We start from the raw sequence: 12,261 nt of genomic DNA on the forward strand, positions 1-12,261 counted from the left end.
GGCTCAAGTCGTTACCGTTCATACCAATAGCCCGGCACTCCGCGCTCCAGCCGCATCAAGGCCTCCAGATAAAAATAGTCCCCCCAGATCACATAATCATCAGGCGAAATATCAAGCCGGACGGCATAGGAACCTCGGTTCAGCAGTCCTTGTGCATCCGGCTCCCCCTTCGTGGAGTAGTTGGCGGCAAGGGAGGCAACGATTCTCCGGGCAGCTTGCGCCAGCCATTCCCGGTCAGCGTCGTGCTCTGGAAGCAGCTCAACCAGCTCCAGCATGCCCGATGCGGCAATGGCTGCAGCGGAGCTGTCCCGTTTGGTCTCGGGAATCTGCGGCACATCGAAATCCCAGAACACCACGCTATCCTCAGGAAGCCGGTCCACAAAATAGCGGGCGAGCCGCTTGGAGGTTTCCAGCAGCCCGGGCTGCCGCATATACCGGTAGGCCAGCGCGAAACCGTAAATACCCCAGGCTTGGCCTCTGGTCCAGGTCGAGCCGTCCCGGCTCCCTTGGTGGGTCCCTCCGCGGATCGAGTCTCCGGTCACCGGATCAAAGTAAAAGGTATGGTACGTGGAGTCATCTCCACGGACCAGAAAACGGCGGCTCATGGCCGTCTGCTGCTCGGCGGCCTGACGGTAGGCTTCCCGGCCGGTCTGCTGGTAAGCCCAATGCAGCAAAGGCAAATTCATCAGGCAATCAATGATAATGCGGCCGCCGTTCTCGGGATCATTTTTGGGGCCCCACGCCTGGAGAATTCCCGGAATTTCGCGCCATCTTTCCAGCAGAACATCCGCTGCCTGCAAGGCGGCGGACCGGGAGCTTTCGTCCCGTTCCAGAATCCAATGGGCTTTGATGGAGGGAGAATAGAGAAATCCGATGTCATGATGCTCCAGGCCCACCCGGTGCTCAAGACGCTCCCGGAAGTTGTCCAAGGTTGTCATAGCGGCCGTCCGAAACCGGGGGTCTCTGGAGTATTCATAAGACAGCCAGAGCATCCCGGTCCAGAAGCCCTCGGTCCAATCGTTACCGGGAGTCAGCCGGTAGATCCGGTCTCCTTGGGTGCTTGTAACGGGGAACTTGTCTCCAAATCGCTCAATATTGTGTGAAACTACGCGCAAGGCGTCTTCGATGGCTTGTGCCCACATAGTGGTATCCTCCATTTCGCGTTATCATGCTGCCTCTATTATATAACCGGACGAATGATTGCCGGTTGTGCTAAAATGTAACCAAATTGCGATTATAGCAACGGGGAGGCGTTCGCGTTGGCGTCACACATTGAACATGTGGATCCGGGTCACAGCAGCTTTTTTCTGGCTTTCCGGGATGAGCTGCAGGAGGACCACTTTCATAAATTTCATGCACATCAGGGTCTGGAATTGTTATTTATCCATGAAGGGCAAGGGATCGTGGAGGTGGAGGGCCGCACCTATGAACTGCAAGGAGGATCGTTGTTCTGCTTCCAGCCGTACCAGCTGCACAAGGTGGAGATTCCCGCCCCAAGGGATGCCCGGGATGTCCGCTATGTCCGGACGAACCTGACCTTTGAGCCCCGGTATCTGGAGCCGTTTTTGGCTCCATATCCCAAGCTGGAGGCGTTTCTCCGCTTTTTATCCAGGGGGACGCTGTCTTCGCCCAGATTTGCTGTTGATGACAGCCGGCTGATGGGAGCGGTGGAGAGTCATGTTCAGGCCGTACTTGAACCGGGGGAGGGGCAGGAGGAGGCCCGCATCCTGTTCCTGATCTCCTTGCTGCGGTATCTCCAGCTGGCGGTTATCTCCGGGGAGGAACTGCCGCCGGAAGGCTGGTCTGTTAAAACAACGGCCCATATCGAATCGGTTATGGATTGGATCGAAGATCATTTCCGGCAGCCCTTCAGTCTGGAGCTGCTGGCAGGGGAGCTGCATCTGTCCTCCTACTATGTATCCCATTTGTTCAAACAGTACACCGGGGTATCGCTCACGGATTATGTCACGGCCAGAAGAATCCGTGAAGCCTGCGTGCTGCTGGGGAGCTCCGGGCAGTCCGTACAGAGAATCGCCCGCGAGGTCGGGGGGCTAAGCGCCCCTTATTTTTGCAAGCTGTTCAAAAAACACAAAGGCATGACGCCCCTGGACTACCGTTCGGCGCTTCACCATACGGCCAAATAGCGGACGGGTTCCCGCGCCGGCCTTATCCCGGCACCGGGTAAGCCGGATTTGTCCCGGCTTTTAAGCCTTTCCGTTCCTGATCTGGCGGTAGCTTCCGGGGGTGACCCCAGTTTGTTTCCGAAACAGCCGGATGAAGTAATTGGCATTTTCAATGCCAACCTGCCGGCCTACTTCCGATACGGAAAGCTCCATGTTTTCCAGCAATGATTTAGCCTTCTTGATTTGCAGATCATGCAGATACTGGAGCGGACTCATCCCTGTGTATGTTTTGAGGCACCGGGCGAGATAATCGAACCGGAAATGAAGCGTCTGCTCCATGTGCCTGGCGTCGAAGGGCCGGGTCAGGTGCTGCTGGAGGTAGGCGATTGTCTGATCGCAGAGCTGTCTTGCGCGGGGGGCATATTGCATTTTTGCGGCAGCCTGCAATTGGACCAGAAGACCGGCAAGCTGCGTCTGCAGCGGTAAGGAGCTTGCCGGAGACAAGGCCTGATGAAGCTCCACCATCTGCTCCAGGAACGGCAGAACGCCGGGAGGATGCAAAACGGTAAACTTCGGAATATACATCACCTGCTGCTGCGGAGCCACATCGAGATTTGTCCCTTTGACATAGGGAAAGGACCAGGGGATTTTTCCGCTATCGATTGTTCGGACCGGTGCCGGATGAACAAAATGAATCCAGTAAATTTCCGTGATTTCTTCACAAGGACGATGCCCGGTATGCCTGCGGCCCGGTTCGAGCACCAGCATGGTGCCTGCCTTGATTTCGTAGGGCACCTCATCTTCCGTCATATACAGGGTGCCCTTCATGACAAACAGCATGTCATATACATCGAACGAACGGGTTTCATGTTTTTGCCCCGGCGGCCAAAAGGCATGGCCGATGGTCACCAGCTGCGGCAGCGGGGGGATGGCAAGCTCCAGGCAATTCATTGCAGGGTGCTCCTTTCAGAACCTGTTATCAATGGTTTCATTGTAGCATGGTAAAATTCAATAAGGTAGAAAATGTGCTACTATAAGTCGATTCAGGACCTGTAAGATCCCGGAAGAAGTCATTATACTGAAGGTATAAGATCCGGAAAGGAAGGGAAAACATGCGATTTCGTCAGGTTCATCTCGATTATCACACCTCCGAAGCCATAACACCAATCGGAGCCTGTTTTGACAAAAAACAGTTTCAGGAGATGCTGAAGCTGGGCAACGTGGATTCTGTCACAGTCTTCTCCAAATGCCACCATGGCTGGGCCTATCATCCGTCGGAGGCCAATGAGATTCATCCCGGGCTGAGCTTCGATTTACTTGGAGCCCAGATTGAAGCCGCCCATGAAATTAACGTAAAGACGCCGGTATATCTGTCGGCCGGTCTGGATGAGAAGCTGGCCAGGCGCCATCCGGAATGGCTTATCCGGGACGAAAACGATCAGACGAACTGGGTGAAAGGCTTCCTGGAACCGGGATATCACCAGTTCTGCATGAACACGCCTTACCTGGATATCCTGATTGCCCAGACCCGCGAGGTCGTGTCACGCTATGATCTGGACGGCCTGTTCTTCGATATTGTCGGTGTGCGCAAATGTTACTGTCACAGCTGTATAGAGAGCGTGCGGCGCGAGGGCGGAGATCCGCGGGATGAGCAGGCGATGCGCAGACTCTGGGAGAGAACCTATGCCAATTATACGGCCAGGGTGAAGGAAGCGGCCGAAGCCATCAAGCCGGGGCTGCCGATCTTCCATAACGGCGGACATATCGCGCGCGGCCGCCGGGATCTGGCTTTTATGAATGACCATTTGGAGCTGGAATCGCTGCCGACAGGCGGCTGGGGTTATGACCATTTCCCGCTGTCGGCCAGATATGCGCAGACGCTGGGCGTCCAATTCCTGGGCATGACCGGGAAATTCCATACGTCCTGGGGAGAATTCGGCGGCTATAAGCATCCGAACGCGCTCCGTTATGAAACCGCACTCAGCATCGCCAACGGCGCAGGATGTTCAATCGGTGATCAGCTGCATCCCGACGGACATATGGATGAAGCGACCTATGCCCTGATCGGAGAAGCTTACCGAGAGGTCGAGAGCAAAGAAGCATGGTGCACTCAGGCGACGAACGTTGCGGATATCGCGCTGCTGTCGCTTGAAGCGGCCGGTGTTCACCCGCAGGCACAGACCGGCGGGCGCAAGCCGCCATCGGATGCAGGCGCCGCCCGCATACTGCTGGAGGGGAAATTCCTGTTTGACGTCATCGACAAGGAGCATGATTTCACAGCCTATAAGGTGTTGATTTTGCCGGATTATGTGGCTGTGGATGAAGGGCTGCGCGGCCAATTGGAGCTGTTCCTGCAGCATGGCGGTAAAATTCTGGCGACAGGCTGGTCCGGGCTTGATCCGGAAGGGACACAGTTTGCGGTCGATTTCGGGGCGCGGCATGTGGAAGCCAATCCTTACCGTCCCGATTATTTCCGTCCTGCCTTCAAGCCCGGGAGCCTGCAGAAGGCCTCCTTCATCTTTTATGCCCAGGGGCAGAAGATCGAGCTTGCCGGCGGCACAGAGCTTGGACGCCGTGAAGACCCGTATTTTAACCGCGATGTATTTACCTTCTGCTCGCACCAGCATAGCCCGAGCAGTTACACTAATGGTGGACCCGGCATGGTCGAAAACAGCAATGGAATCTATATCGCATGGAATGTATTTGAAGATTACGCTGCCAAAGGCAGCCTGATTGTGAAGGAAACCGTTCTGCACGCGCTGAACCGGCTGCTTCCTGAGAAAACCCTGCATACAAATCTCCCGGCGCAGGGCGTCGTCACGCTGCAGGAACAGAAGGAGGAGAAGCGCCTGGTCAATCATCTGCTGTATGCGTCGCCGGTCCGCAGAGGCGAGAACATCGAAGTGATTGAGGACATTATCCCGCTATATGATGTCCAGGTGTCTGTCCGGACGGAGGGCCGGGTTAAGAATGTGTATCTGGCTCCGCAGATGACACCGCTCTCTTTCAGCCGGGAAGAACAGAATATTCACTACACGGTACCCGTGCTGGAGTGCCATCAAATGGTGGTTCTTGATTATGAATGAGCCTCAATTTTGATAATTATATTTTGCCAAAAGAGGATGACGAATGATGAACTTTGAACCTTTATCTTCATTTATCGACCGCATCACCTCCTGGCGTATCCCGTGGGCGGAGGTGCTTGTTATGCACCGCAACGAACCGGTTTACCGTTACCGTAACGGCTATGCCAGCCTGGAAGAGAAGACGCCAATCGACGATGGACGGATTATCAATCTCTACTCGCTGACCAAGATCATGACCTGCACGGCAGCACTCCAACTCTTGGAGAAGGGTGCCTTCCTGCTGAATGACCGGTTGTCAGACTATCTGCCGGAATACACCGAAATGAATGTAAAGAAAAGATTGCCGGGAGGCGAACTCGCATTTGAGCGGGCGGTGAACCCGATTACGGTGCGCGATCTGTTCACCATGTCGGCTGGGTTCTCCTATGATCTGGAGCTGCCTTCCATTAAGGAAGCAGTAAGCCGCACAGGCGGCAAAATGCCGACACGTGCCATTGCGGAGGCTCTTGCCAAGGAGCCGCTGCAGTTCGAGCCGGGTACCCGGTGGAATTACAGCTTATGCCATGATGTCCTTGCAGCCCTCGTGGAGGCTGTGGATGGCCGGCGGTTTGGCACGTATATCCGGGAGGAAATTACCGGGCCGCTGGGCATGACCGACACAGGCTTTGATCTCCCGGACGGGAAGCGGAGCCGTCTGGCACCGCAGTACGAATATAGCGATGAGCTGGGCAAGCCCGTCCGGAAGGACGGGAACGGGTTCCGGCTCGGAACCGAGTACGAGAGCGGAGGGGCGGGATTGCTGTCTACTGTGACCGACTACGCCCAATTCTTGAATACGCTGACGAATCTGGGAACAAGCCCGGACGGTGTGCGTATTCTGTCACCGGCATCGGTGGAGCTGATGCGGACCGAGCAGCTGACCGAAAGCATGCGCGGCGATTTCTCCTGGGAGCAGCTGAAAGGCTACAGCTATGGGCTGGGCGTCAGAACCCATATCTCCCAGGCCCGCAGCGGCTCGCTGAGCCCGCTCGGCGAATTTGGCTGGAGCGGCGCCGCCGGCTGCCTGGCCGTCATCGATCCGGCTTCGCAGCTGACCGTTATGTATGCGCAGCATATGCTGAACAATCAGGAGCCTTTTGTGCATCCGCGATTGAGAAATATCGTGTACGCCTGCTTGTAAAGAGATAATACGGACCAAGCGTTACAGTTACATCCTAGTGACCTGAAGACGTTGGGGCTTGGACTTTGTCATTACCCCCGGTTGTCTACAACCTCATTTACTGAATTCTCTTCCTTGTTCTCTCCTTTGGAAAAAGGAGAGAACAAGGAAAGATCGCATGGCTCTCATCAAGTAATGAGTGCTGTGTGATCTTTTTTTATGGTTTAGGAAATTATGCAATACCCAAAAATGTGGATATCTTGGAAGCTGCAAAGGCTACAGGTGATGCCTGAGGGATGGGGGCCATCTGCGGAATGAAACGGACTGAGAAGATCTTATTTTGTGAAAAATCCTGCTTTTCTGGATGATTCGGACTCAGGAGCCGTTATATCGTTCGTTTGAGCCCGGAATGAGTGGAGATCCATGAAATAACGGAATCTCTGTCCGTTTGACCTCGGAATAACCTGGTCCGCCCCAAATAGCGGATTTCCTGTCCGGATCACTTACAGATAGATCGGTAAGGGACCCCATAATGTCCCAGAGGAGCCAGGCAAAATCCGCACGGTTAACCATGCATGTCCAAACTTTATTTAATTATCTTAAGTTCACTCTATATTGACATCAAGGTCAAAATCAATTAATTTAATACTTATTAAAAGAGTTAACTAAAATGTGGGGGAGTGAAAGTACCATTAATGAATCCAATTACAAACAATACAATGCGGGTCAAAAAAATGAACAAGGAGTTAGTCCGGCAGGCTCTAAAAACGATGAAGCAGGGTACAAAATCTATGCTTGCACAAGCTACAGGTTTAAGTGTAGCCACCTGCGGTAACATTCTAAATGAACTGATAGACACCGGCGAGCTTCTGGAGCTGGATATGGAGGAATCCAGCGGTGGACGCCCGGCCAGATTGTACAGGTATAATGTGAACTTTTCTTATATTGCCTGCATTATTATCAGAGCTGGAGTAAAGACCCATTCACTTACTTATACGGTCGCCAACCTTGCAGGAGAGGCAATAAAGGAAGGTTATCAGGAGACCGATCGGATGGAGCCTGATATGATCGAAAAGTTGGTAGATCAGCTCATAGGTGAATTCCCGCAAATTCGAGCTGTTGGGATCGGGGTGCCGGGCGCTGTTAATCAGGGAATCATTAATGTCAGCGATATCAAGGAACTGATTAATGTTCCGCTAGAGGCTTCCATTCGTGATAAGCATGGGGTGGAAGTCATTATGGATAACGACATGAATCTGACCGTGTATGGTTTCTATCAGAAGCAGGGATATGATGAAGAGAAGTCAGTTGCGGTGGTGACCTTTATTGAAGGCTGCTTCCCGGGAGCAGGCATGATGGTGGATGGGCATATCCTCAGAGGCAGTACTCGTTTTGCGGGGGAGATCGCCTTTTTACCATTTGGCATGTCCCATGAAGAGCAGTTCCGGCAGTTGCACGAACGGACTACTTTTTATTCACTGGCTGGCCGTGCCGTATCCAGCTTGATTGCAATAATGAACCCGGAGACGATTGCGCTGACGGGAAGCTTGGTAGAGCCCGCTGATGTGGAACTGATCCGTCAGGAATGCCTGAAGTATATACCAGAGATGCATATGCCGCAGCTAATGCTGCTCGAAAATCCCCATGAGAATTACATGTATGGGTTGATTACAATGACACTGGAGAGCCTTTCCTATTCACTGCAACTTATAGAAAAACGGAGGTGAGGCGAAGCCTGTGACATCTGCGTAGATGGTTATTCAGAATACTTCACTTCATGATGAGAGAGGACAAGGTGTATAACATGAAAACAGAAAAACAAAAGATGCTCAATGGAGAACTGTATATGGGTTGGGACCCTGAGCTGACACGTGAGCGGGCATATGCCAGAAGGATGACGCGCATATACAACCAGACTACCGAATTGGATGATGAGCTGCGGGTGCAGATTCTCAAAGAGCTTATGGGCTCGACGGGTGAAAACCTGGGTATGGAACCGAATATACGGGTTGACTATGGCTACAATATTCACGTTGGGGAACACTTCTATGCGAATTTCGACTGCACGATCCTGGATGTCTGCGAGGTGCGGATAGGTAATAACTGTTTGTTCGGACCCGGGGTTCAGGTGTATACGGCTACACATCCTGTGGATCCATCGGAAAGAATTAAAGGTCCCGAGTATGGCAAGCCAGTAACGATTGGCAACAATGTATGGGTTGGTGGACAAGCAATTATTAATCCGGGTGTAACAATTGGCGATAATGTCGTTATCGCTTCAGGAGCCGTGGTAACTAAGGATGTTCCGGACAACGTGATTGTCGGTGGTAATCCAGCAAAAGTGATTAAAAAAATTGATCTTTAAGTGAAGAATGGCAACTATGATATCATGAACAGCAGATGGAAGCTGTAACACTACTTTGAATCACAGCCCAAGGGTCCGGCGTTCTGTTAAGTCCGCCGGACCCTTGGGCTGTTTCTACGCTTCGATCCTCGATTGGGGGAGTGAGGCATTCCGGTCAGTTAGTTTAAAGCAGGCGTGGACCCCCTGAATATCATATCCGTTGCAACATGGGTCACCTGGTACGGCTTGGTGTTGTCTTTGATTCTGGACAATAGAATTTCGGCTGAAATAATCCCCATTTGGCTGCTGTAAATATGTACGGTTGTCAGATGGGGTTCGACAACCCGTGATTCCGAAGCATCATCAAATCCGCAGACAGCAACTTCTTCCGGTACTTTAATCCCTTTGTTCTTCAGAGACTTCATAACACTGATGGCAATGAAATCATTGGCACAGATAAAGACGGATGGCCACGCTTCCAGGGCATCCAGTTGATGCCCCATCCAGTTTTCCTCCATATTAATATTGAAGTTCCGGTCTGGCGCTACAATGTTATGGGCGGGATCCAGGGTTATTCCACATTCTGTAAGAGCTCTGTTAAATCCGGTCCAGCGTTCATTGAAGCTTTTGCAGTGATTGTAATCGCCTACAAAACCGAAGCTGGTGTATCCATGATCTATCAGTTTCCGGGTTACAGAGTAAGTGCTGTGCTCATTCTCCATTAGAACCAGATCGGCCTTCAATTCCGGATACACCATATCGGCAGCGCAGTCAATAAAAATAGTCGGAATGCCAAGATCCGTGATCAGCTTGCTGTAAGCCTTATTGAACATTTCAATGCAGATGATGCCATCCACACTCGAGGGTTCAAAGTTACCAGGCAGGGTCATGCCATTGATATCATTCTCGCGGACGAAATAAATAGATAAAGTATAGCCCTTGGTGCTGATTTCCTTCTCTAACCCGCTGATCAGCAGGGAGCCGAAGTGTGAGCCGTTAGGCAGATTGCAGGTCAATAATGCAATATTGCCTTGTTTTTCGGAGGTACCAATGGTTGTTTCCATATAAGAAAATTGTTTGTATTTAAGTTCAACCGCTTTTTTGATCACCTTGTCTCTGGTTTCGGCAGGAATACTGTCCACTCCGTTAAGCGCTTTGGAAGCCGTATTCCTGGAGATTCCCAAAGCATCCGCGATGTCCTGTATGGTTACTCTATCTCTAGCCATGTATTGTACGTTCACCTCTATATCATATCTTCTCGTCAGTTTAACTTTCTTAAATGTATAATAGTTTTCCAAAAATAGCAATATAAAATTTACAAATGAACAAATAAGTTTACATTTTACGATGTACACATGTGCAAAATATCATGCAAATCACTACGCTGCATCCATATGTTAAGCCGGAAATTACAAAAAAACCCTACTATTCATCCACAATTTGTTATTTTACAAAGGAAAATAGCTGTTTTTGAATTTTGTTTATTGTCAAATGAACAAAAATGATTTTACATATTGTATTGACGCATGGTGAACTCTCTGATAAATTGTAAATGCAGCAGGGCTTGAAGGCCGCTGAACCGGTTAGCTGTATTTGCATCACAAATTAAATTTGTAAAAGAAATGGAGGCAAAGGCATTGCAAAACACAATAAAAGCGAATGCCGGAAGTACGGTACCCAGATCTTCGGGGTCCTTGCTGAATTTTGTAAAGAAGCATTACTTTCTTTATTTAATGCTCGCTCCGGCGTTGATCCTAACCCTAATTTTCAAATACGGTCCTATGTATGGCGCGATCATCGCCTTTAAAGATTTCAGTCCCATCAAAGGAATCCTGGGCAGTGAGTGGGTAGGTTTTTACAACTTCAATAAGTTTCTTTCTTCCCCCAATTTTGAAGTCATTTTTATGAATACGCTTAAATTAAGCTTTTTCGGTCTGATATTGAGCTTTCCCGTTCCCATTCTGCTGGCCTTGATGCTGAATCAGGTGCGCAAGTCTGCAATCAAGAAGAACATACAGTTGTTTCTGTATGCGCCTAACTTTATTTCTGTAGTGGTTGTGGTGGGGATGCTGTTTATCTTCCTGTCCCCGACTGGGCCGATCAACCAGCTCCTTACCTGGGCTACAGGTGAACCTGTGATGTTCATGTCCCGTCCGGAGTATTTCCGCTGGATCTACATTTTGTCGGATATCTGGACGAGTGCAGGCTGGGCTTCGATTATTTATGTGGCGGCTTTAGCCAACGTTGACCCCGAGCTACATAATGCAGCAAATCTGGACGGCGCCAATCTTTTGCAGAGAATACGCCATATTGATCTTCCGACCATTCGCCCGATTATGGCCATTGTGTTTATTCTCGCTGCGGGCGGCATCATGTCGATTGGATTTGAAAAGGCTTATCTCATGCAAACGGCGACCAACCTGCCGACTTCCGAGATCATTCCGACTTATGTGTACAAAATTGGCTTGCAGTCGGGCGACTACGCCTACTCAGCCGCAGTGGGGTTGTTCAACTCGCTTATCAACGTTGTTTTGCTCATTACAGTGAACTTCATTGTGAAGAAGCTGAATGAGGGCGACGGCCTTTACTAAGAAAGGAGCACCTGTTCATGTTCATCAAACATTCCCGGCTGGACCGCTTTATTCTCGCGCTGAATGCCACGTTTTTGACGCTCGCTGTATTGGTGGTGGTGCTTCCGCTCGTTTATGTGGTGATTGCTTCCTTCATGGACCCGTCGGTACTGCTCAGCCATGGATTATCCTTCAAAATCTCGGACTGGTCCTTAGACGGCTACAAAATGATTCTGACCAATCCGGCGATGATCCGCGGTTTTGGAAACGCTGTTTTCTACTCTGTGGCATTTGCCATACTTACTGTTCTGGTCTCCATCTGCGCAGGTTATGCCCTGTCGGATGACAGGCTGAAGGGCAGAGGTTTTTTTATGACCCTGTTCATTATCACGATGTTTTTTGGAGGGGGACTTGTTCCGACTTACCTGCTGGTCAAAAATCTGGGCCTGCTCGACACCGTCTGGGCCGTCATCATTCCCGGTGCAGTCAATGTATGGAACATTATCCTGTCCCGTACCTTTTTCAAGGGTGTGCCCAATGAATTGAGGGAGGCAGCCAATGTGGACGGGGCATCAGAATGGCGGATTTTCATCGGTATTGTATTGCCGCTCTCCAAACCCATTATCTTCGTGCTTGCCCTGTACGCCTTTGTCGGCCAGTGGAATTCCTATTTTGATGCCATGATTTATCTGGATAATCCGAACCTTCATCCGCTGCAGCTTGTACTGCGTTCCATCCTGATTCAGAACCAGGTCGATCCGGGCATGATCAGTGATCAGCTCGCCATGGCGGAAATGAAACGGTTGTCCGAGATCATCAAATATGCTGCCATTGTGGTGTCCAGTCTGCCGCTGATCATTATGTATCCTTTCTTCCAGAAGTATTTTGAAAAAGGTGTCATGCTCGGTTCCCTGAAATAGGGGACGGGCTGAACATAGATACAGATTTACATTCATCCTACTCAGGAGGTCATATGTCC

Annotated in this window: 10 protein-coding genes; 7 read left to right on the forward strand and 3 right to left on the reverse strand. The window is 50.8% G+C overall.

What is annotated here, in order from left to right; genetic code table 11:
• Nucleotides 1–11 precede the first annotated feature (11 nt).
• The gene (locus tag PRIO_RS08875) at nt 12–1,157 is read right to left on the reverse strand and encodes a glycoside hydrolase family 88 protein (protein ID WP_046501942.1); all 1,146 of its coding nucleotides are present in this window, start codon (nt 1,155–1,157) and stop codon (nt 12–14) included.
• Between the two features lie 102 nt (nt 1,158–1,259).
• On the opposite strand from PRIO_RS08875, the gene PRIO_RS08880 reads away from it, so the two are divergent.
• Entirely contained in the window at nt 1,260–2,144 is an 885-nt protein-coding gene (locus tag PRIO_RS08880) for an AraC family transcriptional regulator (RefSeq protein WP_020432444.1), read from the forward strand.
• 60 nt (nt 2,145–2,204) lie between these two features.
• Here the strand turns inward: PRIO_RS08880 and PRIO_RS08885 are convergent, their stop codons facing one another.
• A complete protein-coding gene (locus PRIO_RS08885; protein ID WP_020432443.1) occupies nt 2,205–3,074 on the reverse strand; it encodes a helix-turn-helix transcriptional regulator in 870 nt (289 codons plus the stop codon).
• Nucleotides 3,075–3,235: 161 nt separating this feature from the next.
• Here PRIO_RS08885 and PRIO_RS08890 point away from each other — a divergent pair, with 161 nt between their 5' ends.
• From PRIO_RS08890 to PRIO_RS08905, 4 genes are all read left to right on the forward strand, one after another.
• Complete coding sequence (locus PRIO_RS08890) at nt 3,236–5,209, forward strand: beta-galactosidase trimerization domain-containing protein (RefSeq protein ID WP_020432442.1); 1,974 nt, start codon at nt 3,236–3,238, stop codon at nt 5,207–5,209.
• Nucleotides 5,210–5,252: 43 nt separating this feature from the next.
• A complete protein-coding gene (locus tag PRIO_RS08895; RefSeq protein WP_020432441.1) occupies nt 5,253–6,389 on the forward strand; it encodes a serine hydrolase domain-containing protein in 1,137 nt (378 codons plus the stop codon).
• Nucleotides 6,390–7,063: 674 nt separating this feature from the next.
• Nucleotides 7,064–8,095 (forward strand): ROK family protein, encoded by a 1,032-nt coding sequence (locus PRIO_RS08900; RefSeq protein ID WP_020432439.1) that lies wholly within the window; start codon nt 7,064–7,066, stop codon nt 8,093–8,095.
• Between the two features lie 77 nt (nt 8,096–8,172).
• Nucleotides 8,173–8,733, forward strand: coding sequence for a sugar O-acetyltransferase (locus PRIO_RS08905; protein ID WP_039790753.1), 561 nt, complete (start codon nt 8,173–8,175; stop codon nt 8,731–8,733).
• Between the two features lie 158 nt (nt 8,734–8,891).
• Here the strand turns inward: PRIO_RS08905 and PRIO_RS08910 are convergent, their stop codons facing one another.
• Nucleotides 8,892–9,938: a LacI family DNA-binding transcriptional regulator gene (locus PRIO_RS08910; RefSeq protein WP_020432435.1), complete on the reverse strand. Its 1,047-nt coding sequence runs from the start codon at nt 9,936–9,938 to the stop codon at nt 8,892–8,894.
• A gap of 411 nt (nt 9,939–10,349) precedes the next feature.
• Here PRIO_RS08910 and PRIO_RS08915 point away from each other — a divergent pair, with 411 nt between their 5' ends.
• On the forward strand, nt 10,350–11,303 hold the full coding sequence (locus tag PRIO_RS08915; protein ID WP_020432432.1) for an ABC transporter permease: 954 nt from the start codon (nt 10,350–10,352) through the stop codon (nt 11,301–11,303).
• A gap of 17 nt (nt 11,304–11,320) precedes the next feature.
• Nucleotides 11,321–12,202, forward strand: coding sequence for a carbohydrate ABC transporter permease (locus PRIO_RS08920; RefSeq protein WP_020432430.1), 882 nt, complete (start codon nt 11,321–11,323; stop codon nt 12,200–12,202).
• Nucleotides 12,203–12,261: the final 59 nt, after the last annotated feature.

The sequence above is a fragment of the Paenibacillus riograndensis SBR5 genome (genome assembly GCF_000981585.1).
GTDB lineage: Bacteria > Bacillota > Bacilli > Paenibacillales > Paenibacillaceae > Paenibacillus_AQ > Paenibacillus_AQ riograndensis.

What these genes read in the sequence shown, in the direction of transcription:
- PRIO_RS08875 (WP_046501942.1), bottom strand. Translation starts at nt 1,157, where the DNA reads ATGGAGGATACCACTATGTGGGCACAAGCCATCGAAGACGCCTTGCGC.
- PRIO_RS08885 (WP_020432443.1), bottom strand. Translation starts at nt 3,074, where the DNA reads ATGAATTGCCTGGAGCTTGCCATCCCCCCGCTGCCGCAGCTGGTGACC.
- PRIO_RS08890 (WP_020432442.1), top strand. Translation starts at nt 3,236, where the DNA reads ATGCGATTTCGTCAGGTTCATCTCGATTATCACACCTCCGAAGCCATA.
- PRIO_RS08895 (WP_020432441.1), top strand. Translation starts at nt 5,253, where the DNA reads ATGATGAACTTTGAACCTTTATCTTCATTTATCGACCGCATCACCTCC.
- PRIO_RS08900 (WP_020432439.1), top strand. Translation starts at nt 7,064, where the DNA reads ATGAATCCAATTACAAACAATACAATGCGGGTCAAAAAAATGAACAAG.
- PRIO_RS08905 (WP_039790753.1), top strand. Translation starts at nt 8,173, where the DNA reads ATGAAAACAGAAAAACAAAAGATGCTCAATGGAGAACTGTATATGGGT.
- PRIO_RS08910 (WP_020432435.1), bottom strand. Translation starts at nt 9,938, where the DNA reads ATGGCTAGAGATAGAGTAACCATACAGGACATCGCGGATGCTTTGGGA.
- PRIO_RS08920 (WP_020432430.1), top strand. Translation starts at nt 11,321, where the DNA reads ATGTTCATCAAACATTCCCGGCTGGACCGCTTTATTCTCGCGCTGAAT.